The following is a 24,912-nucleotide window of genomic DNA, read 5'->3' on the forward strand; positions in this document are numbered from 1 at the left end:
CTCTGAGGACTCTACTCTGCCGCCGGGCCGCGGGTTGAATCACCGTCGCCGCCGGCGGGGCCGCCGGCGGCTCCGCGGCCGGCCTCGGCCAGGGCGGCCCGGAGCTCTTCGCGGTCGTCAAGCGCCAGATTCACGCCCTTGACCTCCTGCCAGGCCTCGTGGCCGCGGCCGGCGACGAGGATCGTGTCCTGCGGGCGCGCCAGGCGCACCGCTTCCCGGATCGCGTCGGCGCGCGGGTGGGACTCGAAGGCCGTGGAGGCCAGCCCTTCCGCGGCGATGGCCGAGAGGGCGCCGTCGAGGACGGCGCGGCGGATCCCGGCCGGTTCCTCGTCGTGGGGATCGTCGTCCGTGACGATGACCACGTCGGCGTGGCGGGCGGCGACGGCGCCCATGACGGGCCGCTTGCCGACGTCGCGCTGGCCCGTTGCGCCGAAGACGACGACGACGCGGGCATCCGGTCCGGGACCGCGGACGGCGGTGATCGCCCGTTCCAGGGCATCGGCGTTGTGCGCGAAGTCGACGATGGCGTTCGGACGGGTCCCGACGAGCTGCATCCGGCCGGGGACCTCGACGGTCAGCGGATCGCCGTCATCGAGGATGCCCTGCAGCCGGGGCGCGTCGATCCCGGAGGCATGGACCATGAGGACGGCCAGGGCCGCGTTGGCGACGTTGAAGAGTCCCGGCAGCCCCGTGCGGGCGCGCAGGACCGCGCCGCCCGGTCCGTGCAGCTCGAAGGCGTGCCCGAGTCCGTAGGGGCGCACCCCTCGGACGGTCCAGTCGGCGGCGTCGGGCGCGTCGGCGGCCGTGGCGAGCGTCCACGTGTGCCCGGCGCCCGCGGCCCGGCGCTCTTCGGCCAGGCGCCGGCCCCAGTCATCGTCGACGACGACCACGGCGTGCCGGGAGCGTCCGGGCTCGAAGAGCCGGGCCTTGGTGAGGAAGTAGTCCTCCATGGCCCCGTGCAGGTCCAGGTGGTCCTGGGTGAGGTTGGTGAAGCCGGCGACCTCGAAGCCGAGCCCGGCCGTGCGCCGGTAGTCGATCGCGTGGGAGGAGACCTCCATCGCGGCGCGCTCGATTCCTGCCTCGCGCATGCGCGCCATGAGCGCGTGCAGCTGGGGGGCCTCCGGCGTGGTCAGCACGCTGGGGACGCGTGTCGGGCCGACGGCGATCTCGATCGTCCCGATGAGCCCCGTCTCGGAGCCGAGCCGGTTCAGGAGCGAGCGGATGAAGTAGCTCGTCGTCGTCTTGCCGTTCGTCCCCGTGACCCCGTAGAGGGCAGGACCCCCCTCCCCGGTGCCGAAGACGGCGGAGGCCAGCGTTCCGACGGCGTCGCGCACCGACGGGGCGAGCAGGACCGCGAGTCCCGCGTCCCGCGCCCGGGAGGCCCCGTCGTCGTCCGTCAGGGCCGCGACCGCGCCGGCCTCGGCGGCCTGTGCGCAGAAGTCGGCCCCGTGCCGGTTGGCGCCGGGAACCGCCACGTAGACGTCTCCCGGAAGGACGGCCCGGGAATCGAGGCAGACGCCCGTCACCGGGGTGCCGGGATCGCCGTCGAGCCCCAGCTCCAGGCCCCGGGCGGCGCACCGCTCGAGGACCTCGGCCAGGGTGGACGGGCGCGGCTCGCGGGGGCGGAAGGCCCGCTCGGCCTCCCGCGGGTCCAGGATCCCGCTCATTCCCAGGAGTACTTCTGCTGGTCGCCGACGAAGACCTTGTAGCCTTCGGGTTCCGTCGTGGACGGCGGGACGTTGTACGTGTTCAGGACCTGGCTCATGATCGACTTGAAGGTGTCCTGCACGCCCCAGCTGCGCCAATTGCCCTGCGGACGGTGCATCGTGACCACGACGAGGTACTGCGGATCGTCGATCGGCACCATCCCGGCGAACGAGCTGGTGTGGCCGTCGTAGCCGCCGGTCGGGCTCGCCGCCTGGCCGGTGCCCGTCTTGCCTCCCACGCGGTAGCCCTCGATGGCGGCTCCCTGGGCGGTGCCCTCGAGCACGACGGTCTCCATCATGCGGCGCATCTGCTCGCTGGTCTCCTCCGAGACGACGCGGCGCGGCTCGGCCTCCTCGACCGGGTGCTCGGTGCCGTCGGGGTCGATGTAGGCGTCGATGAGCCGCGGCTCGACCTGGAGCCCGTGGTTGCCGATCGTGGAAAAGATCTTGGCCGTGTGCAGGGCCGTCTGCGTGTAGGCCTGGCCGAACATCGTCGTGAACTGCTGCCGGCGGTCCCACGCGGCGGGGGGAACGAAGATGCCCTTGTTGCTCGGCAGGCCGATGTCCAGCTTGCTGCCGATGCCGAACTTCTTGAACCACTCGTAGCGCTGCTCGTTGGTGAGCCGTTCCCCGACCATGACGGTGCCCGTGTTGTAGGAGCGGGCGAAGATGCCCGCCGCCGTCATCGGGTAGGTGGCGTGCTTGAGCGAGTCGTTGATGGTCTCCTTCTGCACCGTGTAGGAGTTCGGGACCGAGAACTCCTCCTCGGGGGTCACGACGCCCTCCTCGAGGGCCGCGGCGAAGGTCGCCAGCTTGCCCGTCGAGCCGGGCTCGAACGCCTGGGTCACCGTGGTCGAGGTGCGGAACTGCGCGTCCGTGGCCCCGGGATCGGACGGGTCGACCGACGTGGAGTCGGCCAGGGCCAGGATGCGGCCGGTCTTCATGTCCAGCGCGACGGCGTTGACCCACTGGGCGTTGAACTGGTTCCGCTTGGCCATGACGGCCTCCTGCGCCGCCCACTGGATGTCGTTGTTGATGGTCAGCCGCACGTCCTGGCCGTCGACGGCCGGGATCTCCTCGAGCGTGGCCATCGGGATCCTGACTCCGTCGGCGCCGACCTCGAAGGTCCGGGAGCCGGCGGTGCCGGCGAGGTGGGACTCCTGGCTGAGCTCGAGGCCCTCGGCCCCGGACTCGATGCCGGTCTCCGCCTTGTTCTCCGCGCTGAGGAAGCCGATGATCGGCCCGGCGACGGAGCCGTTGGGGTAGTTCCGCTCGCTGTGCTGCTCGCTCACGAGGCCCGGCAGGCCGATCTTCATCGCGGCGTTGCGGACTTCGGGCGTGACGCCCTTGGCGACGTAGGAATAGCGCTTGGGCTTGGCCGGGTCGGCGGGGACGATGGCCGCCGTGAGCGAGTCGGCATCGCGTCCCAGCACGGCGGCCAGCTCGGCGATCCCGTCCTCGAGCGCGACCTCCTCCCGGGTGCCGTCCTCGGCGTTCTTGCGTGCGAAGACGTCCTTGACGAACTTCTGGTCGGCGACCAAGTCGTAGCGGACGACGCTCGTGGCCAGGACGCGCCCCTGGGAGTCGAGGATGTCGCCCCGTACGGGAGCGATCGGCTGGGTCTTGAGGCGGTTGTCGAGCGCTGCCTGCGCATAGGCCTGCGGGTCGAGGCCCTGGACGAAGAACAGCCGTCCGCCGACGAGGACCATGAGCGCCAGGACGATCGCGAGGCCGGCGCGCAGGCGCCGCGTTCCCGTCGAGGGGTCCTGGGCGGTCTTCACACTGCCCCGGGGGGTGGTCCTGGCCATGTTCTGTGTCCTCGCGTCGAATCCGGCTGTCGTGGTGCGGGGACCGGCCTATTCGCCCGAGTCGGCCCCTTGCTGGGCGGGTGCGGGGATCGAGCCCCCGTTCAGTTCCGCCTCGGTGAAGGCGGGACGGTCGGAGGCCTCCTCCCGGGCCGCCGCTTCCGCGCCGGCTCCCGCCGGTGCCTCGGCACCCGAGGGGTCCGTCGCGTCGGCGGATCCCGCGTGCTCCGGTGCGGCCGCGGCCGGGACGCTGGCCGGAGCCTTGGCCTTCGGAAGGCCGGTCTGCGGCGCCTCGGGCCGCGCCACGTTCGACGTTACCGTGGTGTCCTCGGTGGCCGGCGTAGCGACACCTGAGACCTTCCCGGTCCCGAGGTCGATCGAGGCGACCGCTCCGGGGACGACCATGCCGAGCTTGGAGGCCCGGGCCGCGAGGTTCTGCGGGGCCTCGAGGTTCTGCACCTGCTGGGCCAGAGCCTCGTTCTCCTGGGCGAGCGTCTGTTCGGTCCCCCGCAGTGCCACGAGCTCGTATTGCCCGCTCGCGACCTGGACGTTGAGGACCAGGACCGAGGCGAGCGCCGCGAGCAGCACGCTGAAGCACAGCGCGATGAAGGGCATCCGCCGGTTCCGGACGGCGGCGGGAACGATGGAGAGCGGCGTCCGGGCCGGGGCCTCGGGCGCCGCGACGGGCGGAGCGGTCGGGACGGCGGCCAAGGCGGCGCTTCCGTCGACCATGGCCGGATGCTGGGGACGCTCGTGGACGCGTTCGGCGGTCTGGACGGCCATGGTCATCTCCTCCTCAGGATTCGTTCGACGGCCCGGAGCCTCGCTGAGGCGGCCCGGGGGTTCTGGCCGATCTCCTCGGCCGTGGGTTGCTCTGTGCCCTTCGTGAGGGTCTTGAAACGCGCCTTGTGCTCTTCCAGCTCCACGGGGAAGCCGGCAGGTGCCGAGGAGCGGGACCCGGCGGCGAAGTGGCGCTTGGTCGTCTTGTCCTCGAGGGAGTGGTAGCTCATCACGACGACGCGTCCCCCGACGTGGACGGCGTCCATGGCTGCCGGGATGGCGCGGTCGAGGACGTCGAGCTCCTCGTTGACCTCGATCCGCAGGGCCTGGAACGTGCGCTTGGCGGGATGGCCTGCCGTGCGCGCGGCGGCCGCGGGGACGACGGACCGGATGGCCTCGACGAGCCGGCCGGTCGTCGTGATCGGCGCCTCGGCCCGCTCGCGCACGATCGAGGCGGCGATGCGCCCGGCGAACTTCTCCTCGCCCCAGGCCCGGATGATCCGCACGAGATCGGCCTCGCTGTAGTCGTTGACGACGTCCGCGGCGGTCTGCCCGGTGGAGGTGTCCATCCGCATGTCGAGGGGGGCGTCGTAGGAGTAGGCGAATCCGCGGTCGCGTTCGTCGAGCTGCAGCGAGGAGACGCCGAGGTCGAAGAGGATCCCGTCGACGGAACCGAAGCCGAGGTCCTCGACGACGTCCAGGACCTCGTCGTAGACGGCGTGGACCAGGTCGGTCCGCGCTTCGAACGGCGCGAGGCGCGCCCCGGCGAGGGCCAGCGCCTGCTCGTCGCGGTCGAGGCCGACCAGATGGAGTCCGGGATAGCGCTGCAGCATCGCCTCGGAGTGCCCGCCCATGCCCAGCGTGCAATCCACGACGACGGCCCGCCCGCGCTCCGCGATCCCTGCCTGGATCGATGGCGCGAGGAGCCCTACACAGCGCTCGAGCAGCACGGGTACGTGCCGCTCGGACGTGGGGCGTGGTGCGTCGTCGTCGGCCATGCCCCATCCCCTTTCACACGTGTCACTGCCTGCCTGCCCTGCCTGGACTTGGACCAGATCCCCCTCCGCTCCGCTGCGTTCCGCCTGGCTCCGGGGAAGGTGAGCCAGGAGGGCGCCTCGGGCGGCTGGAGATCTCGTCCAAGTCCTTCCAGGACCCCTGCCTGGGTCCTAGAAGATCCCCGGGAGGATCTCTTCGTCGGTCTCGGAGAACGAGTTCTCCTGCTGTTCCAGGTACGCGTTCCAGGATTCGGTGTCCCAGATCTCGGCCCGCGTACCGGCCCCGATGACCGTGACGTCACGGTCGAGTCCGGCGTAAGAACGAAGCGACGGCGGAATGGTGACCCGCCCCTGCTTGTCCGGCATCTCGTCGGAAGCGCCGGAGAGGAACACGCGGATGTAGTCCCGCGCCTGCTTGGAGGACAAGGGCGCCTGCCGCATCTGCTCATGCACCCGTTCGAACTCCCGCTGGCTGAAGACGTAGATGCACCGTTCCTGGCCCCGCGTCAGCACCAGGCCGTTGCCCAGTTCGTCGCGGTACTTCGCCGGAAGGATGAGCCGGCCCTTTTCATCAAGACGCGGCGTGTATGTCCCTAGGAACATGCCCACCGCCTTCTGATTCAGGGGTCCAACTCGTGCCCTACACCTCCACTGCCCTCTTCTGTCCCCCACTTTACTCCACAACGCACCACTGTCAACGCCATCCGGGGCGTTTATCCACCGAATCGCAGTCCGGATCCGCGTGATTCCGCGGATGAATCGAGGTGGTGGGAAGTGGAGGGAATTTCGCGCCGGCCGGGCGCACCAGGGATCCCGGTGCCGCACATCGCGGCTCGCAGGAGCCCCCTGGGGCCCCGGAGGGCGGCATCGGGCCCTCCGGGGAGGGAAGTGGAGGGTCCCGTGGTGGGAAAGGGAGGGACCCGTGGCGGGGTGCGGAGTCACCCGTGGTGGGAAGTGGAGGAGTCCGGGCCGGGGAGCGGCGGACCCGCGGCGGAAGGTGGAGGAAGCCGTGGCGGGGTGCCAAGTCACCCGGAGACGACGGAAGGCAGGACCCGTCGGGTCCTGCCTTCCGTCTGCTCTACGACCGCGCCCTGGGGCCCGGACGCCCGGGGTTACTGGTCGTCGCGGCGGCGCGCGTCCCAGCGCGATTCGAGGTCCGCCATGAAGGAGCTCTTGGCGCCCGCGTTCTTCGGGGCCTTCGAGCCGCCGCCGAGCGCGTTGCGCGAAACGGCGATGTAGACGCCTCCGCACATCAAGGCGAAGCCGACGACTCCGACCGGGATCCACTGGCTCGAAACGCCCAGGATCAGGACGACGATGCCCACGACGGCCAGCAGCGCGCCAATGGCCATGTTGCGGGTCGAATACCCGCCCGGGGACGTGTTGGACTTCATGGACGACGCGAAGCGGTGGTCCTCATGCAGTTGCTTCTCCAACTGCTCGAGCAGGCGCTGCTCGTGTTCGGAAAGCGGCATGGTCCCTTCCCCGTTCCCCTGGTGGCGTGCGGGCCGCCTACGGCCCCTTACCCTATTCAACGTCGTTCCCGCCGGTGTTGTTCCGGCCGGTCAATCCCCCCGTATGTGACGGGGTTCCTGCTGGTTCCTCAAGGATAGTCCCGGATCCGTCCCCCGCGGTAGTCGAAGGACCCCGCCGGCGCAGCCGGCGGCCCCGCACCGCGTCAGCCCGTCCCCTCGTCCCCCCGGACGGGGTCCGTGGGGGAAGGACCGCCGGGGGTGCCCTCCCCGTCCGGCAACAGGGCCGCGGGGCGGACGCGCTGTCCGGGGAACCGGGCCCGCACCTGGTCCATGGCGGCCTCGGCCTGGCGCCAGTTGGCGTCGCTGCGGTTGAACGTGAGCTGGTAGGCGCCGCCCGATTCGTGCAGCTGTTCGGCCCGCACACCAATCAGCCGCACGGCCTGGGGCAGCGGGGCGAGCGAGTCCAGCAGGCCCCGCGCGGCGGCGCCGATCTCCGCCGCCGAGTCCGTGGGCTGGGTGAGTCGACGGCTGCGGGAGAGCGTCGAGAAGTCGGCGTAGCGAAGCTTCAGGGCCACGGTGCCGGCCTCGCGCCCCGCATCCCGCAGGCGCTCGGCCACGCGGTGCGAGAGCCGCAGGAGCTCCCGGTGCAGCCGGCCGGCCTCGCGCGTGTCCTCGGCGAACGTCTCCTCGGCGCCGATGCTCTTCTCCTCCCGCACGGGTTCGACCGCCCGGTCGTCGAGCCCCCAGGCGAGGTCGTGCAAGTGGGCCCCCTGGACGCCGAGCATCTTCTCCAGGGCCGGGCGCGGCATCTGGGCGAGGTCCCGGACGGTCGCCAGGCCGGCGCGTTCGAGGACGGCCGCCGTCTTCGCCCCGACGCCCCACAGCGCCGTCACGGGAAGGGCCTGGAGGAACTGGACCGTGCGCGCCGGCTCCACCACGAGGAGCCCGTCCGGCTTGGCACGCGTGGAGGCCACCTTGGCCACGAACTTGTTCCGCGCCACTCCCACGCTGGCCGGCAGGCCCAGCTCGTCCCTCAGCCGGCGCCGGATGAGCGTCCCGATGGCCGCGGGATGCCCCAGCCTCCGCTGGCTCCCCGTGACGTCGAGGAAGGCCTCGTCGACGCTGACCGGCTCCACGAGCGGCGTGATCTCTCGGAAGAGGTCCATGATGCGCCGTGACACCGCCGAGTAGCCCGCATGCCGTGGCTCGAGCACAACGGCGTGGGGCGCGAGCCGCAGGGCGACCGCCATCGGCATGGCCGAGCGCACTCCGAGCGCCCGGCATTCATAGGAGGCCGAGAGGACCACGGAGCGGCCCGCCGGGTGCCCCACGATGACCTGGCGGCCCCGCAGCTCGGGGCGGTCGAGGAGCTCGACCGAGACGAAGAACGCGTCCATGTCCACGTGCAGGACGGCGCGGAGTCGCTCGGTTCCGGTCATCCTCCCATGGTAGGCGCGGCCCCCGACGGAAACGGATCGCTACAGTAGAGGGGTACGATGCCCGGCCCCCGCGGGGCGTCCCACCCTTGAGGCAGATGGATGACATGAGCGACCCCTCCGTGGACACCACACTCCCCCGGCCCGATGCCTCCCGCTACGCCGAGGCGGTCGACGGCGCCCTGACGGCGTTCCTCGACGGGCAGCTGCGGGCCATCCGGGACATCGCGGAACCGGCCGGCGAACTCATCGTGGGCCTGCAGGAACTCGTGCGCGGGGGCAAGCGGATGCGCCCCCGCTTCGCCTATTGGGGCTTCGCCGGCGCCGGAGGCGATCCGGGCGATCCGCTCATCGTCCAGGCCGGGGCCGCGCTCGAGCTCTTCCAGGCCGCGGCGCTGATCCACGACGACCTGATCGACCGCTCCGACACCCGCCGCGGCCGCCCCAGCATGCACCGGCGCTTCGAGGCGATCCACCGCGGCAGCGGGTGGCAGCGCGATGCCGGCCGCTTCGGCGAGGCGGCGGCCGTGCTGGCCGGGGACCTCTGCCTGTCCTTCAGCGAACAGCTGTTCGGGACCATCCATCCCCTGCGCCCGGCGGCCCGGGAGATCTTCGACCGCATGCGCACCGAGGTCATGGCCGGCCAGTTCCTGGACGTCCTGGAGGAGTCGGCAGGCCCGTCGCAGGATCCCGCCGAGGCGGCCGGCCGCGCACGGCGCATCCTGCGCTACAAGTCGGCGAAGTACTCGGCCGAGAACCCCCTGCTGCTGGGCGGCGCCCTGGCCGGGGCCTCCGACGAGCTGCTCGCCGCGTACTCCGCCTACGCGCTGCCGCTCGGCGAGGCGTTCCAGCTGCGCGACGACATCCTGGGCGTCTTCGGCGATCCCGCCCAGACGGGCAAGCCGGCGGGCGACGACCTGCGCGAGGGGAAGCGGACCGAGCTCGTGGCCCACGCGGTCATGATGTCCCCGCCCGCCGACCGCGACTTCATCAACGCCCGGCTCGGCGCCGAGGACCTCACCGACGGGGAGGTCGCCAGGCTCCGGGACATCCTGCGCGGGGCGGGAGCGCTGGAGGCCACCGAGGCGTCGATCGCCGGGCTCTCCGCGCAGGCTTTCGCCGCGCTCGAGGCCATGCCCGTGGACGAGGCCCACCGCGCGGCGCTCCGCGCGCTCGGCGAGGCCGCCATCACCCGGGTCAAGTAGGCCCGCCAGCGGGTCCTACCAGGCGAGGGCCTGGGCGCGCCGCCTGATCTCCGTCTTCCGCCCCTCGCGCAGCGCCTGGATGGGACTGCCGCCGAGCGACTCGTCCTCCGTGAAGAGCCACGCCAGCAGCTCCTCGCCGCTGAAGCCCGAGTCCACGAGGACCGTGATGGTGCCCTTGAGGCTGTCCACGAGGTGCCCGTCCTGGATGAAGGCCGCGGGGATGGCCCGGATCTTGTTGTCGCCGATGCGGTGCGCGACGACCGAGCGGTCGTCGATCAGGCTGTGCACCTTCTTCAGGGGAAGCCCCAGCTGCTCTGCGGCCTCGGGGAGGGACAGCCATTCGGAGACGCGTTCTTCGAGAGTACTCACCCCCTTAGGGTGCCACATCGGGGACGTTGAACACGCCGAATGCACCCCATGACCAGTTCAAACGGGCTTTTGTGTTAGCCGTGCATCGTGTAGATTCTCTCAAGTCACACTTGCAACACTGGTCACACAGGCAACTGGCGCCCTGCCTGGCGCCGTCTGGTGGCTGGTCGGCCGCTGCCGCCCTGAACAGAGGACCCTTCCATGCCAGAGCCCCGCACTGCTCACCCGCGTGCCACACGCCCAGACCAGATCAGCACCCGGACCCACCGCGCCCTCGGGATGAGCGGAGCCGTCGCGGCCGCGGCGATCCCCGCCGTCGTCCTGTCCGGGCTCGCCGCCGCGCCGGCCACGGCCGCCCCCGCGACGACCACGGTCCTGGCCCCGAAGGCGGCGTCCGCGGCCAACATCGCCGCGGCGCAGCAGCGGATCGCCGCGGACCGCGTCGCGGCCGCCGTTCCCACCCGCCTGACGGTCGCCGCCTCGGTGCCCGCGAGCGTCGTGGTCCGCAGCGGCGACACGCTCTCGCACATCGCGGCCCGCCACAAGGTCTCCCTCGCCACGATCCTGAAGGCCAACAACATCAAGGCCACGGACATCATCCGCCCCGGCCAGGTCATCAAGCTCAAGGGCACCTCCACCGCGGCCCCCGCGGCCAAGGCCGCCACCCCGGCCGCTGCGCCGGCCGCGAAGACCTACACCGTGGTCGCCGGCGACACGCTCTCCCACATCGCGGCACGCCACAAGGTCTCCCTCGCCACGATCCTGTCGGCGAACAACATCAAGGCCACCGACATCATCCGCCCCGGACAGAAGCTGACCGTGGGCAACGCCCCCGCGTCCTCCACCCCGGCCCCCGCGGCGAAGGCACCGGCGGCCAAGGCCCCCGCGGCCGCGGCGCCCGCACCGGCCGCCAAGACCTACACCGTCGTCTCCGGCGACACGCTCTCCGGGATCGCCTCCCGGCACAACATCGCGCTCTCGGTCCTCCTGCAGGCCAACAACCTCAGCAGCACCACCGTCATCCACCCGGGCCGCAAGCTCACGATCAGCGGCGGCACGGTCTCCTCGACGTCCTCGTCCTCCACGGAGGCCCGGCCGCAGCTGGTCCCGAGCACGTTCCTGCACTACAAGTACCCGGCGTCCACCGTGAAGTCGGCCAACGACAACAAGTACGAGCTGCTCTCCCGCAATCTGCCCAACCGCGAGCAGATGAAGCAGATCATCGTCAGCACTGCGAACTCGATGGGCGTCGATCCGTCCCTCGCGCTCGCGCACGCCTACCAGGAGTCCGGGTTCAACATGGCCGCGGTCTCCCCGGCCAATGCGATCGGCGCCATGCAGGTCATCCCCACGTCGGGCGAATGGGCCTCGCAGCTCGTCGGCCGCCAGCTGGACCTGCTCGACCCGCACGACAACGCCGTGGCCGGCGTCGCGATCATCCGCTCCTTGCAGCGCACGAGCGCGACGAAGGAGATCGGCATCGCCTCCTACTACCAGGGGGCCGGCTCCGTGAAGCGCAACGGCATGTACAGCGACACCAAGCGCTACGTGGCCAGCGTCCTGGCGCACCAGAAGACCTTCAAGTAGGTCCTGGGGCCGTCTCCGGCCGCTGGATCCCGTACGACGGCGGGGCTCCCCCGGGAGCCCCGCCGTCGGCGCGTCGGGGCCCGCCTTCACGGATCGCGGCAACCGGGTCGCGTGGCGTCGCCGTCCCGCCGCGCGTCGTGGGTGGGCGGAGGCCCGGGCCGCATGCCCGACGCCCGGGCACGCGGGCGCGGCCCCGGCGTCGTCCTCCGCGCCGTCCCCCGGCTCAGGCCGCGGCGACCGGCAGGTCGAGGACGACGCGGGTCCCGCCCCCGGGGCGCTTCGCCCAGGCGATGCTGCCGGCGAGCTCGGAGGTCACGAGCGTGCGCACGATCTGCAGGCCGAGGCCCTCGTGGCCCGGCTGGCCGTCGAGGCCCACGCCGTCGTCCTCGACCGTGACGGAGAGGCGGGGGGTCCCATCCGGATCCGTCCGCCGCTCGGCCCCCAGCGAGACCGTGCCGTCCCGCTCCCCGAGCCCGTGTTCGACGGCGTTGGAGACGAGCTCGTTGATGACGAGCGAGAGCGGCGTGGCCAGCTCGCTCGGCAGGCCGCCGAAGCTGCCCGTCCGCTCCGTGCGCACGACCTGCCCCGGCGAGGCGACCTCGGCCGCGAGCCTGAACTGGCGGTCGATCAGCTCGTCGAAGTCCACGTTCTGCGTCAGCCCCTGCGACAGGGTCTCGTGCACGAGCGCGATCGTCGCGACCCGGCGCATCGCCTGGTCCAGCCCCAGGCGGCCCTCCTCCGACTGCATGCGCCGCGACTGCATCCGCAAGAGCGCCGCCACCGTCTGGAGGTTGTTCTTCACGCGGTGGTGGATCTCGCGGATCGTGGCGTCCTTGGACACGAGCTCCATCTCGCGGCGGCGCAACTCCGTCACGTCGCGGCACAGCACGATCGCCCCGTAGCGCGTCGTGCCGTCCCGCAACGGGATGGCGCGCAGCGACAGGCTCACGCCGCGCGATTCGACCTCCGTGCGCCACGGCATCTTGCCCGTGACGACGAGCGGAAGCGACTCGTCCACGAGCCGGCGGTCCTTGAGCAGCCCCGTCGTGACCTCGGCCAGCGAGCGGCCCTCGAGCCCGTCGATGCCGCCGAGGCGCCGGTACGCGGAGACCCCGTTGGGGCTCGCGTACTGCACGATCCCGTCGGCGTCCAGCCGGATCATCCCGTCGCCGACGCGTGGCGCGCCCCTGCGGGAACCGGTGGGCATCGAGAAGTCCGGCCACAGGCCCTGCGAGGACATCTTCAAGAGGTCCTGCGCGCACTTGCGGTAGGTCAGCTCGAGCCGCGAGGGCAGGCGCGTCCCGCCGAGGTCCGAGTGGCACGTGACGACGGCGAGCGAGCGCCCGTTGCGCCGCATCGGGACGGCCTCGACCCGCATGCCGGTCCCGATCCCGTCGTGGTCCTCCCCCGCGCGCTGGACGACGCCCGTGCGGAAGGCCTCGTCGACGAGGGGCTTGAGGTCCATGCGGATCCGCTCGCCCACGAAGTCGGTGTGGAACACCGTGTGGCTCGTCGACGGCCGCACGTGCGCGAGCGCGACGTAGGTCCCGTCCGGGCCCGGGTGCCACAGCACCAGGTCGGCGAACGCGAGGTCGGCGACGAGCTGCCAATCGCCGACGAGGAGGTGCAGCCATTCCTCGTCGCCCGGCCCGAACTCGGCGTGTTCCCGGACGGGATCGGTGAACGTGGCCAAGCTACCTCCGGACGATCGAGCGCAGCAGACGCAGGGCCACGGACAGGGAGGCCATGTCGTCGCGTTCGAGGCTGTTGACCTCGTCGAACATGCTCTTCACGCGGCCGAGGTTGTCGGCATTGCGCTCCTCCCACGCCTCGAGCCGCGCCACGGGGTCCGCCTCGTCAGGCGCCGCGGCGATCGCGGCCTGGGTGATGTCGACGGCGGTCGAGTACAGGTCGTCGCGCAGGGCCGCACGGGCCAGCGCCTCCCACCGGTCCCCGCGCGGCAGCTTGGTGATGCGCTCGAGGAGCGGATCCACGCCGAAGCGGTCGAAGACCACGTAGTAGACCTCGGCGACCTCCCGGGCCGGCAGCCCGGCCTCGCGGGCCGCGAGCGTGACGTCGAGCAGCGCGTAGCTCTCGAACTGCTGGGCCCAGCGCTCGGCGAGCGGCTCGGGCAGTCCCCAGGACAGCGCCTCCTCGCGCCACTCGGCCACGCGCGCGGCGTCGCGGCCGCGGAGCAGCGTGCCGAGCTCGGCGCGCAGCTCCAGGACGGTCTCGCGGAACGCGTCGATGTCCTCCTGCACCGAGCTGCCGCGGCCCACGTGGGCGATGAACCAGCGCGTCGCCCGGTCCAGCAGGCGGCGCATGTCCAGCTGGATCTGGCACCAGCGCTCGGTCGGGAAGTGGGCCGGCAGCTCCTTGACCTGCTCCATGAAGGAATCCAGGTCGAAGATCTCGCGCAGCGCGGTGAACGCCCGCGCGACGATGGCCTCGGGCGCGCTCGTCTCCTCCATGGTGCGGAAGGCGTACGTGATGCCGCCGAGGTTCACGACGTCGTTGGCGACGACCGTCGAGATGATCTCCCGGCGCAGCGGGTGGGCCAGCACCTCCTCCGGGAAGCGCTCGCTCAGCTGCGGCGGGAAGTAGTCCAGCAGGGTGCGGTCGAAGTACGGGTCGTCGGCCAGGTCGCCGGCCGCGAGGGCCGTGGCGAGCTGGATCTTCGCGTACGCGACGAGGACGGACAGCTCCGGTGCCGTCAGGCTCTGGCCGGCGGCACGGCGCTCCTCCAGCTCGGTCGACGACGGCAGGAACTCGATCTCCCGGTCCAGGTCCGCCGAGCGCTCGAGCCAGTCCATGAGCCGTTCGAAGCTCGGGGACCACTCGGTGAGCTTCTGCTTGTCGTTGACGAGCAGGATGTTCTGGTCGACGTTGGTGCGCAGCACGAGCCGCGAGACCTCGTCCGTCATGGACGCGAGGAAGCCCGCGCGTTCCGCGGCGTCGAGCCGGCCGGCGGCGACGAGCCGGTCGACGAGGATCTTGATGTTCACCTCGTGGTCGGAGCAGTCGACGCCGGCGGAGTTGTCGATCGCGTCGGTGTTGAGGATGACGCCGTTGAGCGCGGCCTCGATGCGGCCGAGCTGGGTCATGCCCAGGTTGCCGCCCTCCCCCACGACGCGGGCGCGCAGCTGGGAGCCGTCGACGCGGATCGAGTCGTTGGCGCGGTCCCCGACCTCGGCGTGGGTCTCCGCCGATGCCTTGACGTAGGTGCCGATGCCGCCGTTGTAGAGGAGGTCGACCGGCGCGGCGAGGATGGAGCGGAGCAGCTCCGGCGGGGTCAGCGACGTCGTGCCGTCCGGGAGCCCGAGCACGGCCCGGACCTCGTCGGAGACCGGGATCGTCTTGGCGTGGCGCGGGTAGATGCCGCCGCCGGCGCTGAGCAGCGCGGCGTCGTAGTCCTCCCAGCTCGAGCGGGGCAGGGCGAAGAGCCGCTCCCGCTCGACGAAGGACGCCTCGGGATCGGGGTCCGGGTCGAGGAAGATGTGCCGGTGGTCGAACGCCGCGACGAGCTTGATGTGGCGCGAGCGCAGCATGCCGTTGCCGAAGACGTCGCCGCTCATGTCACCGATGCCGACGACCGTGAACTCCTCGGACTGGGTGTCGAGGTCCAGCTCGGTGAAGTGGCGGCGGACGGATTCCCACGCGCCGCGGGCCGTGATGCCCATGGCCTTGTGGTCGTAGCCGATCGAGCCTCCGGAGGCGAACGCGTCGCCGAGCCAGTGGCCCAGTTCGAGCGAGATCTCGTTGGCGATGTCGGAGAAGCTCGCCGTTCCCTTGTCCGCGGCGACGACGAGGTAGGTGTCGTCGCCGTCGAGCCGCACGACGTCGCGCGGCGGGACCACGGTCTCGACCCCGTCCACGGCGACCATGTTGTCCGTGATCTCGAGCAGCGCGCGGATGAAGATCCGGTAGGCGGCCTTGCCCGCCTCCATCCAGGCGTTCCGGTCCACCGCCGGGTCCGGGAGCTGCTTCGCGAAGAAGCCGCCCTTGGCCCCCGTGGGGACGATCACGGCGTTCTTGACCATCTGCGCCTTGACCAGGCCCAGGATCTCGGTGCGGAAGTCCTCGCGCCGGTCGGACCAGCGCAGTCCTCCGCGGGCCACCTCGCCGAATCGCAGGTGGACGCCCTCGACCACCGGGGAGTACACCCAGATCTCGTACTTGGGCCGGGGGAACGGCGCGCCGTCGATCCGTGCCGGGGACATCTTGAAGGCGAGGTGGACGGCGCCCTGGAAGTAGTTCGTGCGCAGCGTCGCGTCGATGACGTTGACGAAGCGCCGCAGGAGGCGGTCCGCGTCCAGGGTGGGCACCTGCTCCAGCGCGGCGTCGAGTCCGTCCCGCGCCGCGGCGATCCGCCCGGCGCGGTCGGCGTCGTCGAGCCCGGGGTCGAACGTGGACTCGAAGAGCGCGACGAGGCCCTTGGCGACCTCGGGGTTGGCCAGCAGCGTGTCGGCGATGAAGCCGTAGGAGTTGGCCATCCCCAGCTGGCGGAGGTACTTGGCGTAGCTGCGCAGGATCGCGACCTGCCGCGAGCGCAGTCCTTCCTTGAGGATCAGCCGGTCGAAGCCGTCCGACTCGGCCAGGCCCAGCGAGACCGCACCGTAGGCCTCGGCGAGCAGCTCCTGCGTCGCGAGCGGATCCGCGCCGTCGGGGTAGCGCAGGCCCAGGTCGTACAAGTGGAAGCTGCGGCCGTCGCCGCGGGAGATCTCGAAGGGCTTCTCGTCCACCACCTCGAGGCCGAGGTTGCCCAGCACGGGCAGGATCCGGGTCAGCGAGAGCGGTTCGGCCAGGTAGAGCTTGAGCCGCGCGTCGATCCCGTGGCCGCGCCGTGCCGCGGCGGGCACGTAGACCTTGACGACGGGCCCCGCATGCGCGGGGTCGTCGTGGGCCGCGAACCGCTCGATGTCCTCGAGCGCGTCCTCGATCTCGAAGTCGACGCGGTAGGCGGCCGGGAAGGCCTCCGCCCAGCGCCGGGACAGCGTCGTGGCCTCCGCGCCGCCGTAGGAGCCGCGGACGGCCTCGTCGATGCCCTCGGACCAGGAGCGGACGGCGCGGACGAGCCGCGGCTCCAGCTCCGCCCGGCCGATCGCCGGGACGGATCCACCGCGGGGCAGGCGGATGCGGTAGAAGAGGCGGACCAGCGCGGAATCGCTCATCCGCACCTCGTAGTCCACCGTCTCGGAGGAGAAGGCCTTCTTCAGCTCCTCCTCGATCCGCAGGCGGACCGCGGTCGTGTAGCGGTCGCGGGGCAGGAACACGAGCGCGGACATAAAGCGCCCGTAGATGTCCGGCCGCAGGAACAGGCTCGTGCGGCGGCGCTCCTGCAGGCGCAGGATCCCGAGGACGGTCTCGAGCAGGTCCGGGATCTCGATCTGGAACAGCTCGTCGCGGGGGTAGGACTCGAGGATCGTCAGCAGGTCCTTGCCCGAGTGCGAGTCGGGCGCGAAGCGCGAGGCCTTCAGGACGGCGTCGACCTTCTCCCGCACGACGGGGATGCTGCGCACCGAGCGCGTGTACGCGCTCGAGGCGAAGAGCCCGATGAAGCGGCGCTCTCCGTTGACGTTGCCCTCGGGGTCGAAGCTCTTGACGCCGATGTAGTCGAGGTACACGCCGCGGTGCACGGTCGAGCGCGAGTTGGCCTTCGTGATGACGAGGGCCCGCTTCTCGCGGGCCTTGGCGCGCCCGGATTCGGTCAGGTGCTGGATGAGCCCGGACGACGGCGGCTTCCGGAGCATGCCGAGGCCGCTCTCCTGGCGCACGCGCAGGACGTCTTCGCCGTCCTCGGAGGCGAGGTCGTACTCGCGGTAGCCGAGGAAGGTGAAGTTCCCGTCGTCGAGCCAGCGCAGCAGCTCGACGGCGCTGCGCAGGTCGGGGATGTCCTCTCCTCCGCGGACCGAGCCGAGCGAATCGGCGATCTCATGGGCCTTGGCGCGCATGGCGCGCCAGTCCTCGACGGAGACGCGCACGTCCTCGAGGACGGACTCGAGGCCCTCGACGAGCGCGGCGGCCTGCTCGGAGGTCGGCTCGCCGCCGATCTCGATGGCGATCCAGGACTCGATCTGGGAGTGGCCGTCGCCGTCGGTCATAAAGCGCGCGAGGTTCGGCAGGGCGGCCGTGTCGCCGCTGGAGATCGGATTGGCGGTCGCGACGGCCTCGAGGCGCGTCAGGCTGCCGTCGCCGTCGGAGCGGCGGGCGATGAAGACGGGGTGGACGACGAGGTTGATGGCCTGCTTCTGCCGCACCAGCTCGGCCGTGACCGAGTCGACGAGGAAGGGCATGTCGTCGGTGACCACGTAGACGACGGACGTAGAGCCGTGCGTTCCGATCGCGACGCGGGCCGCGCCGCGGGGCCGCGCGAAGCCGGTCTCGAGGTGCGCCCCGACGCGCGACTCGAGCTCACCGGGAGGATAGGCCCGCGCATCCTCGTCCGCCAAGTGGCCGTAGTAGGTGTCAACAAAGGTGGGAGTGAGTGTTTCAGCGATAAACCCTGTGGCCATGCTGGACCCCGACGACATCAAAGAACGCCTCCGTAGAAGGATGTCGACCGCGCCGTTGCGGTCATGTACAAGGGCAAGCCTAACGTCCTGCGGCGGCTGGGTCACATCCCCTCCGGCCCCCGTCCCGCTCAGCGCCGGAACGCGCCCACGCGGCGTTGGACGCCGTGTCCGGCGAGGCCCGCGATCGCGGCCCGCAGGCGGCTGTCGGGGAACGACTCGGCGAGGGCGCTGCCGGCCAGCAGGGCCGCGTCGACGGCGTCGGGATCCCATGGCAACCAGCCCGTGATGGGCAGCCCGGGGCCGAAGCGCTCCCACGTCTCGCGGAGCTGGCGCTCGGGCTTGCGACCGAGGGCGGCGCCCTTGACCTTGTTGAAGACGATGTTCGGGCGGACCGTCGGCAGTACCTCCTGCAGCGCCTCGAGCGCCTTGATCAGCCGCGGCACGCCGACGCTGTCCGCCTGGCCCACGGCCACGACCTCGTCCGCGGCCTCGAGGACCGCCAGGGCCGCGCCGTTGCGCTGCGGCGCGGCGGTGTCGAAGCTCAGGTCCTCGTCGAGCTCCAGGTAGGCGGACGTGTCGACGACGACGAGATCGACCTGGCGGCGGGCGAAGTCGAGGACGCGCCCGAGGGCGGCCGCGCGCAGCTCGGGCCAGCGCTGGGCCCGGGGCAGCCCCGTGGCGATGCGCAGCCGCGTTCCGGCGACGGCGACGACCGGGCACGCGCGCTCGAAGCCGGCCGCGTCCAGGACGCCCTGGTCCGCGAGCCGGCAGAGCTGCGCCGCTCCCGCGGACTCGTCGAGCAGACCGAGGTGCACGCCGGCGCTCGCGCCGTAGGTGTCGGCGTCCACGAGCAGGACGCTCCGGCCGGCCTGCGCCGATTCCACGGCGAAGTTGACCGCGACGGTGGTGCGGCCCGGGGACCCCGTGGGACCCCAGACCGCCACGATCCGGCCCTTCGGGCGTTCGGCCCGGGCGCCATCGCGGTCCCCGGGCCGGTGCCCGGCGGCCGCCACGGGGCCCGGACCGCGGCCGGCCTCCTGTTCGAGGAGCTCCGTCACGGCATGCTCGTCCGCCTCCACGGGGAGGCAGTGCGCACCGAGGCCGGCGAGCCGCGCCCGTTCCCCGTCGTCGTCGACGAGGACGACGACGGTGGCACCGAGCCCCGTGAGCGCGTCGACGAGGGGCGCCTCGACCTCGCTGGCCGGCCCGGCCAGGAGCGCCGCATCGGCGAGTCCGGACTCGGCGAGCGCCGCGATCTCGGCCAGCTCGTCGGTCCTGCGGACGACGGTCACGCGGCCGCGCAGGGCCTCGATGCGGTCGCCGAGGCCGAGCTCGTCGGCCCACAGGGCGACCGAGACGGTCACGGTTCCTCCCCGGTCGGGTTGAACACCACGGTGACGCGGGCGTCGTTGGCGAGGACGCCGAGGAGGCCGCCGAGCCGCGAGTCCTCGACGAGCACCTCGAGCACGACGCCGTCGCTCGCGCCGAAGCCGCTCTCGAGGGGACGGATCGCCGCGACCTCCGTGGCGGGCAGGACGAGCTCGGGTTCGGCGTAGGCGTTGGCGGCCCGGTCGCGGGTCGAGGCCCAGATGTCCACGCGGCTGCCGGCGACCACGGCCTGTGGCAGGGACTGGGCGACCTCGATGGTCACGGGCTTGCGGTTGCCGGGGTCGTGGCGGCCGACGGCTCCGCGCGCCACGAGCTCGCCGGCCCGGATCAGCTCGGTGGCCTGGAGCCCGTCCAAGGCGTCGCCGGCGGGCAGGTAGCCGTCCTCGAGCCCGTCGAGCCGGACGTCGGCGACGGTCAGCCGGGAGGGGTCGATCTTCTCCCCCAGGGAGATGTCCTCCTTGGCGACGAACACCGGCGCGGTGCGGTCGAGCGAGGAGACGAGGGCGACGACCCCGGCGACCGACGCGGCGATGAGCAGGATGCCGACCAGCAGACGCGGATCGCGCCACCCCGGGCGGCGCAGCCTGCGCGCCTCGTTCTCCGCCTTGCCTGCAGACGACACGGCCTTCCCCCTGTTTCCCGGACGCGCGTCCGTTGCCCTGACTTGTCAGCACGGCGACACGCCGGCTTCATGCATCGACTTTATTGGTCAAGGCGGCAATCCACCAACCGGAGCGGGTCCGGCTGTGGACGCGCGGGGTCAGGCGATGCGCCGCAGGGCCGCGAGCGCCCCGAGGGGAACCAGGAGCGTGGACCGCACCTCGGGCGATCTGCGGTACTCGGAGGCGTCATGGACGGCGAGCTGCAGGTAATCCGTCCCGACATGGTCCAGCGTCCCGGTGCCGAGGACATCCCCGTCGCGGGAGTGCAGGACGACGACGGCCCGGTCCCGGACGACGGCGCGCAGGGCCATCCGCAGGCTGACCTTGGAGCGGCGGGGTCCCTCCGGCGCCACGCGGGCACCCACTCCCTCGAGGCTGCGCAGCGCGGGCGTCGGCAGGAGGTACTCCCCCGCACCCGATTCGATTGCGAGCCAGCCCTCGCCCACGTGGCGCAGGGTGCCCTGAAGCCGCAGGCCGCCCAGCGCCACGACCGTGACCAGTCCGCCTTCGTGTCCCGCGAGCCGCCCGGCGATCGGGAGCTGCGAGCGCTCGACGCGGACCATTTCCTGGATCTCGACGACGCGGTCGCGCGCCGCCTCGCCGTTCAGCTGCGCCTCCAGGTCGGCGAACAGGGAATCCCATCTCATGGGACCAGCCTAGCGAGTTCCTCCATCCCCGGGACTAGACAGCTGGTTGAGGCAAGTGCAATGATACGAAGGCATCAACATCAAATGCGATCAAATGACATCAAGGGGGCGGCAATGGCCGATCGGACGTGGATACGGGATGCGGGGTACACCGGGGCGTTCCTGGCCCTGGGGATCCTCCTGCTCCTCAGCGGCGCCTCGCTGCACGATTCCGGCCGGGAGGCGGCCACCTCGTGGGACCGCTTCGAGCAGGGCGCCGCCTTGGCCGTCTCGGCCCTGGGGTTGTCCGTGCTCGCGTGGTGGGTCCTGAGCGCGGCCGCGGCCGTCGCCGCGGTGCTCCTCCAGCGGGCCGGGCACCTCCGCGTGGCCGGAAGCCTGGGCCGCGCCGCCCCCGCCCACGTGCGGCGACTGGCCGCCGTCGTCCTCGGCGCCAACCTCCTCGTCGCCCCCGCGGCGCAGGCCGTCCCCGCCGCCCCGTCGCCAGCGTGGGGCGCCGAGCGGCCGGCCTCCACGGGAGCCCCGTCCCCCGCGTGGGAGGCGCGCTCGGCCGAACATCCCCCGACCGTCCGCGCGGCGATGCCCGCGACGGCACCGGACCCCGCCTGGCGTGCCGAGCGGCCCGCGGCTCCCCTCGGTCCGGCGCTCGGCAGCGGGCAGCGGACGGCGGAGGAGGGCACCGTCGTCGTCCTCGCGGGCGACACCCTCTGGAGCATCGCCGCCCGGAGCATCGGTCCCGAGGCGAGCGAGGCCGAGATCGCGAGGGAATGGCCGCGCTGGTACCGGGCCAACCAGTCGACGATCGGCCCGAATCCCGACCTCCTGGCCGTGGGGACCATCCTGATGCGCCCCGGACGCTAGACACGCTGGCCCCACCCGCGGGTCCCACGACAAGCATCGACGTCATCCAACCGCCGGCCCGGCCGGAGAACGCAAGGAGCGAATCATGAGCAGCACCCCCGAACCCCGCAAGATCACCGCGCGGCGCCTCCAGGCGGCCCCGTCATCCGCCCCGGGCGGGCGGCACCCGCGCCGCTTCGAGGACCTGCTGACCCGGCGTCCGGCCGCCTCGCCGCTCGCCGGCGGCTCCGCAGCGGGCGGCGCCCCACCCCGGGAGCGGGCCCGGGCTGCGGAGCTCGAGCGCCGCGCCGAGAACCGCCAGATCGCGACGATCGCCCGCCTCGTCGGGCAAGTGGCCTTCGAGTCGCTGTCCGGACTCCGGCCCGTGGCGCAGCTGTCCCGCTGGCTCGAGCCGGCGGTCATGGACAAGGTGCGGGAGCGGGCGGAGCTGTGCCACGCGGCACGGGCGGGTTCCGACGCGTTGCAGCGACGCGGCACGGCCGTGACGCGGACCAGGATCTGCCGCGTCGCCGACGGCGTGTACGAGGCCTCGCTCGTGGTCACCGAACGCCAGCGGTTCCGAGCCGCCGCGCTGCGGATCGAGCAGCGGCGGGGACAGTGGAGGGTCTCCGCGCTCGAGCTCGGCTAGCGGCCTCTCCCCTGCGCGCAAGTGCCCGGACGCACCGCGACCCCGGCATCCACGGCCTGCCGTGGGCACCGGGGCCGCTCCGCGCCGCGGTTCAGCCGCGCTTGCCCTTCTTGCCGCGCCGCTCGGCGCGGTTGCCGGCCGGGGCCTCCTGGGCCGAGCGCTCGACGCGTGTACTGGCTCCGCCGTCCTCGCTCGGAGCGGTGTACTGCAGGCTCGCGGGCTTCGCCGGCGCCTCGAGCCCCGGCGTCGACAGCGTCGGCGCCAGGGTCGCGGATCGGCCGTCGGTGACTCCGGGCAGGGACACGGGCGCCGGCTCGGCCACCTGGACCTCGAGGTTGAACAGGAAGCCGATGCTCTCCTCGCGGATCGACTCCATCATGGTCTGGAACATGACGTAGCCCTCGCGCTGGTACTCGACCAGCGGATCGCGCTGGGCCATGGCGCGCAGGCCGATGCCCTCCTTGAGGTAGTCCATCTCGTAGAGGTGCTCCTGCCACTTGCGCCCGATGACGCTCAGGACCACGCGGCGCTCGAGCTCGCGCATGTTCGCCTCGCCGACCTTCTCCTCGCGCGCCTCGTACTGCAGGCGGGCGTCGGACAGGATCTCCTCGTGCAGGAGCTCCGCGGTCAGGTTCCCCCGGCCGCCGCCCTCCTCGACCACCTCGTCGATCGTGATCGAGACGGGGTAGAGCTGCTTGAGGTTGGTCCAGAGCTGCTCGAGGTCCCAATCGTCCGAGTGGCCCTCGGTCGTGGCCTCCTTGACCATGGCGGTGACGACGTCCTCCAGGAAGTGGGCGACCTTGCCGTGCAGGTCGTCGCCCTCGAGGATCCGGCGCCGGTCCCCGTAGATGGCCTCGCGCTGCCGGTTCATGACGTCGTCGTACTTCAGCACGTTCTTGCGCTGCTCGGCATTCGTCGACTCGACCTGCCCCTGGGCGGTCTCGATGGCCTTCGAGACGAGCTTCGACTCCAGCGCCATGTCGTCCGGCAGCGACGGGTTGTTCATGATGCGCTGGGCGGCGTTGGCGTTGAAGCGGCGCATCAGCTCGTCCGTCATGGACAGGTAGAAGCGGGACTCGCCCGGATCGCCCTGGCGGCCGGAGCGGCCGCGCAGCTGGTTGTCGATGCGGCGGGACTCGTGGCGTTCCGTGCCCAGGACGTAGAGGCCGCCGAAGGCGCGGACCTCCTCGGCCTCGGCGTCCACCTCGGCCTTGGCCTTCTCGAAGACCGAGTCCCACACCTTCTCGTACTCCTCGGAGTCCTCCTGCGGATCCAGGTTGCGGCGCTGCATTTCCGCGACCGCGAGGAACTCCGCGTTGCCGCCGAGCATGATGTCGGTGCCGCGGCCGGCCATGTTGGTGGCGACCGTGACGGCGCCCTTCTTGCCGGCCTGGGCGATGATCGCGGCCTCGCGCGCATGCTGCTTGGCGTTGAGGACCTCGTGCCGCACGCCCTCCTTCGCGAGCTTGCGGGAGAGGTACTCGCTCTTCTCGACGCTCGTCGTGCCCACGAGGACCGGCTGCCCGGCGCCGTGCCGCTCGACGATGTCCTTCACGACGGCCTCGAACTTCGCGATCTCGTTCTTGTAGATCAGGTCCGACTGGTCCTTGCGCTGCATCGGCTTGTTGGTGGGGATCTCCACGACGCCGAGCTTGTAGGTGCCCATGAACTCGGCGGCCTCGGTCGTCGCGGTGCCGGTCATGCCGGAGAGCTTCGAATAGAGGCGGAAGTAGTTCTGCAGCGTGACCGTGGCCATGGTCTGGTTCTCGGCCTTGATCTCGACGCCTTCCTTGGCCTCGATCGCCTGGTGCATGCCCTCGTTGTAGCGGCGGCCGGCGAGCGTGCGCCCGGTGTGCTCGTCGACGATGAGGACCTCGCCGTTCATCACGACGTAGTCCTTGTCGCGGATGAAGAGCTCCTTGGCCTTGATGGCGTTGTTGAGGAAGCCGATGAGCGGCGTGTTGGCCGCCTCGTAGAGGTTGTGGATGCCGAGGTGGTCCTCGACCTTCTCGATCCCGGATTCCAGGACGCCGATGGTGCGCTTCTTGTGGTCCACCTCGTAGTCGTCCCCGACGTCGAGCCGCTTGACGAGCCGTGCGAACTCGGCGAACCAGCGGTTCACGTCCCCCTGGGCCTGGCCCGAGATGATGAGCGGCGTCCTGGCCTCGTCGATGAGGATCGAGTCGACCTCGTCGACGATCGCGAAGTGGTGGCCGCGCTGGACCAGCTCGTCCTTGGACCAGGCCATGTTGTCGCGCAGGTAGTCGAAGCCGAACTCGTTGTTGGTGCCGTACGTGATGTCGGCGGCGTACTGCTCGCGGCGCGTCGCCGGATCCTGCCGGGACAGGATGCAGCCGCTCGTCAGGCCCAGGAAGCGGTAGACGCGGCCCATGAGGTCCGACTGGTACTCGGCGAGGAAGTCGTTGGTCGTCACGACGTGGACGCCACCGCCCGTGAGGGCGTTGAGGTAGGCGGGGCTCGTCGCGACGAGGGTCTTGCCCTCACCGGTCTTCATCTCGGCGATGTTGCCGAGGTGGAGGGCCGCGCCACCCATGAGCTGGACGTCGAAGTGGCGCATGCCGAGCGTCCGGCCGGAGGCCTCGCGGACCGCGGCGAACGCCTCGGGCAGGAGCGCGTCGAGGCTCGTTCCGTCCTGGTAGCGCTGCTTGAACTTGTCCGTCTCGGCGCGCAGTTCGGCGTCGCTGAGGGCCCGGAACTCCTCATCGAGGACGTTGATCGCGTCGGCGTAGCCGCGCAAGCGCTTCAGGGTCTTCTTGTCGCCGGTTCGCAGGACGCGTTCAAGCAGTGATGCCACGTGGCAGCTCCCAAATCTCAGGCACAGGATTTCTGGCTAGGTC

Annotated in this window: 18 protein-coding genes; 4 read left to right on the top strand and 14 right to left on the bottom strand. The window is 71.6% G+C overall.

Annotation, left to right across the window (positions count from 1 at the left end; all coding sequences use genetic code 11):
• Positions 1–11: 11 nt before the first annotated feature.
• From AC0QR5_RS06980 to dinB, 7 genes are all read right to left on the bottom strand, one after another.
• Positions 12–1,667, bottom strand: coding sequence for a UDP-N-acetylmuramoyl-L-alanyl-D-glutamate--2,6-diaminopimelate ligase (locus AC0QR5_RS06980; RefSeq protein ID WP_329860227.1), 1,656 nt, complete (start codon positions 1,665–1,667; stop codon positions 12–14).
• The gene (locus AC0QR5_RS06985; RefSeq protein ID WP_329860228.1) at positions 1,664–3,514 is read right to left on the bottom strand and encodes a peptidoglycan D,D-transpeptidase FtsI family protein; all 1,851 of its coding nucleotides are present in this window, start codon (positions 3,512–3,514) and stop codon (positions 1,664–1,666) included. Before AC0QR5_RS06985 ends, AC0QR5_RS06980 begins: the two co-directional genes overlap by 4 nt.
• Before the next feature lie 48 nt (positions 3,515–3,562).
• A complete protein-coding gene (ftsL, locus tag AC0QR5_RS06990; protein WP_329860229.1) occupies positions 3,563–4,294 on the bottom strand; it encodes a cell division protein FtsL in 732 nt (243 codons plus the stop codon).
• 2 nt (positions 4,295–4,296) lie between these two features.
• The gene (rsmH, locus tag AC0QR5_RS06995) at positions 4,297–5,289 is read right to left on the bottom strand and encodes a 16S rRNA (cytosine(1402)-N(4))-methyltransferase RsmH (RefSeq protein WP_329860230.1); all 993 of its coding nucleotides are present in this window, start codon (positions 5,287–5,289) and stop codon (positions 4,297–4,299) included.
• A gap of 168 nt (positions 5,290–5,457) precedes the next feature.
• A complete protein-coding gene (mraZ, locus tag AC0QR5_RS07000) occupies positions 5,458–5,889 on the bottom strand; it encodes a division/cell wall cluster transcriptional repressor MraZ (protein ID WP_329860232.1) in 432 nt (143 codons plus the stop codon).
• Positions 5,890–6,398: 509 nt separating this feature from the next.
• Positions 6,399–6,761, bottom strand: a complete 363-nt coding sequence (locus AC0QR5_RS07005) for a DUF3040 domain-containing protein (RefSeq protein WP_329860233.1) — start codon at positions 6,759–6,761, stop codon at positions 6,399–6,401.
• A 203-nt stretch (positions 6,762–6,964) separates the two neighbouring features.
• Positions 6,965–8,200, bottom strand: coding sequence for a DNA polymerase IV (gene dinB, locus AC0QR5_RS07010; RefSeq protein WP_329860234.1), 1,236 nt, complete (start codon positions 8,198–8,200; stop codon positions 6,965–6,967).
• Positions 8,201–8,304: 104 nt separating this feature from the next.
• Between dinB and AC0QR5_RS07015 the strand changes: the two genes are divergently transcribed.
• Complete coding sequence (locus tag AC0QR5_RS07015) at positions 8,305–9,402, top strand: polyprenyl synthetase family protein (protein ID WP_329860235.1); 1,098 nt, start codon at positions 8,305–8,307, stop codon at positions 9,400–9,402.
• 15 nt (positions 9,403–9,417) lie between these two features.
• Here AC0QR5_RS07015 and AC0QR5_RS07020 read toward each other — a convergent pair whose 3' ends face one another.
• A complete protein-coding gene (locus AC0QR5_RS07020; protein WP_430633241.1) occupies positions 9,418–9,789 on the bottom strand; it encodes an Rv2175c family DNA-binding protein in 372 nt (123 codons plus the stop codon).
• 183 nt (positions 9,790–9,972) lie between these two features.
• Here AC0QR5_RS07020 and AC0QR5_RS07025 point away from each other — a divergent pair, with 183 nt between their 5' ends.
• Positions 9,973–11,358, top strand: a complete 1,386-nt coding sequence (locus AC0QR5_RS07025; protein WP_329860238.1) for a LysM peptidoglycan-binding domain-containing protein — start codon at positions 9,973–9,975, stop codon at positions 11,356–11,358.
• Between the two features lie 223 nt (positions 11,359–11,581).
• On the opposite strand, the gene AC0QR5_RS07030 is transcribed toward AC0QR5_RS07025, so the two are convergent.
• From AC0QR5_RS07030 to AC0QR5_RS07050, 5 genes are all read right to left on the bottom strand, one after another.
• Positions 11,582–13,051, bottom strand: coding sequence for a sensor histidine kinase (locus AC0QR5_RS07030; RefSeq protein WP_329860239.1), 1,470 nt, complete (start codon positions 13,049–13,051; stop codon positions 11,582–11,584).
• Position 13,052: 1 nt separating this feature from the next.
• Complete coding sequence (locus AC0QR5_RS07035; RefSeq protein WP_329860241.1) at positions 13,053–17,888, bottom strand: NAD-glutamate dehydrogenase; 4,836 nt, start codon at positions 17,886–17,888, stop codon at positions 13,053–13,055.
• 110 nt (positions 17,889–17,998) lie between these two features.
• The gene (locus AC0QR5_RS07040) at positions 17,999–19,234 is read right to left on the bottom strand and encodes a CpaE/TadZ family protein (protein ID WP_329860242.1); all 1,236 of its coding nucleotides are present in this window, start codon (positions 19,232–19,234) and stop codon (positions 17,999–18,001) included.
• Positions 19,231–19,881 carry an SAF domain-containing protein gene (locus tag AC0QR5_RS07045; RefSeq protein WP_329860243.1) on the bottom strand — a complete coding sequence of 217 codons (651 nt, stop codon included), beginning with the start codon at positions 19,879–19,881 and terminating at the stop codon, positions 19,231–19,233. Before AC0QR5_RS07045 ends, AC0QR5_RS07040 begins: the two co-directional genes overlap by 4 nt.
• Positions 19,882–20,019: 138 nt before the next feature.
• Positions 20,020–20,568: a hypothetical protein gene (locus AC0QR5_RS07050; protein ID WP_329860244.1), complete on the bottom strand. Its 549-nt coding sequence runs from the start codon at positions 20,566–20,568 to the stop codon at positions 20,020–20,022.
• A gap of 114 nt (positions 20,569–20,682) precedes the next feature.
• On the opposite strand from AC0QR5_RS07050, the gene AC0QR5_RS07055 reads away from it, so the two are divergent.
• Complete coding sequence (locus AC0QR5_RS07055; RefSeq protein ID WP_329860245.1) at positions 20,683–21,426, top strand: LysM peptidoglycan-binding domain-containing protein; 744 nt, start codon at positions 20,683–20,685, stop codon at positions 21,424–21,426.
• 85 nt (positions 21,427–21,511) lie between these two features.
• Positions 21,512–22,054, top strand: a complete 543-nt coding sequence (locus tag AC0QR5_RS07060; protein ID WP_329860247.1) for an Rv3235 family protein — start codon at positions 21,512–21,514, stop codon at positions 22,052–22,054.
• Positions 22,055–22,145: 91 nt separating this feature from the next.
• Here AC0QR5_RS07060 and secA read toward each other — a convergent pair whose 3' ends face one another.
• Positions 22,146–24,869, bottom strand: coding sequence for a preprotein translocase subunit SecA (gene secA / locus AC0QR5_RS07065; protein WP_329860248.1), 2,724 nt, complete (start codon positions 24,867–24,869; stop codon positions 22,146–22,148).
• Positions 24,870–24,912 lie beyond the last annotated feature (43 nt).

Source organism: Arthrobacter sp. J156 (genome assembly GCF_056172865.1).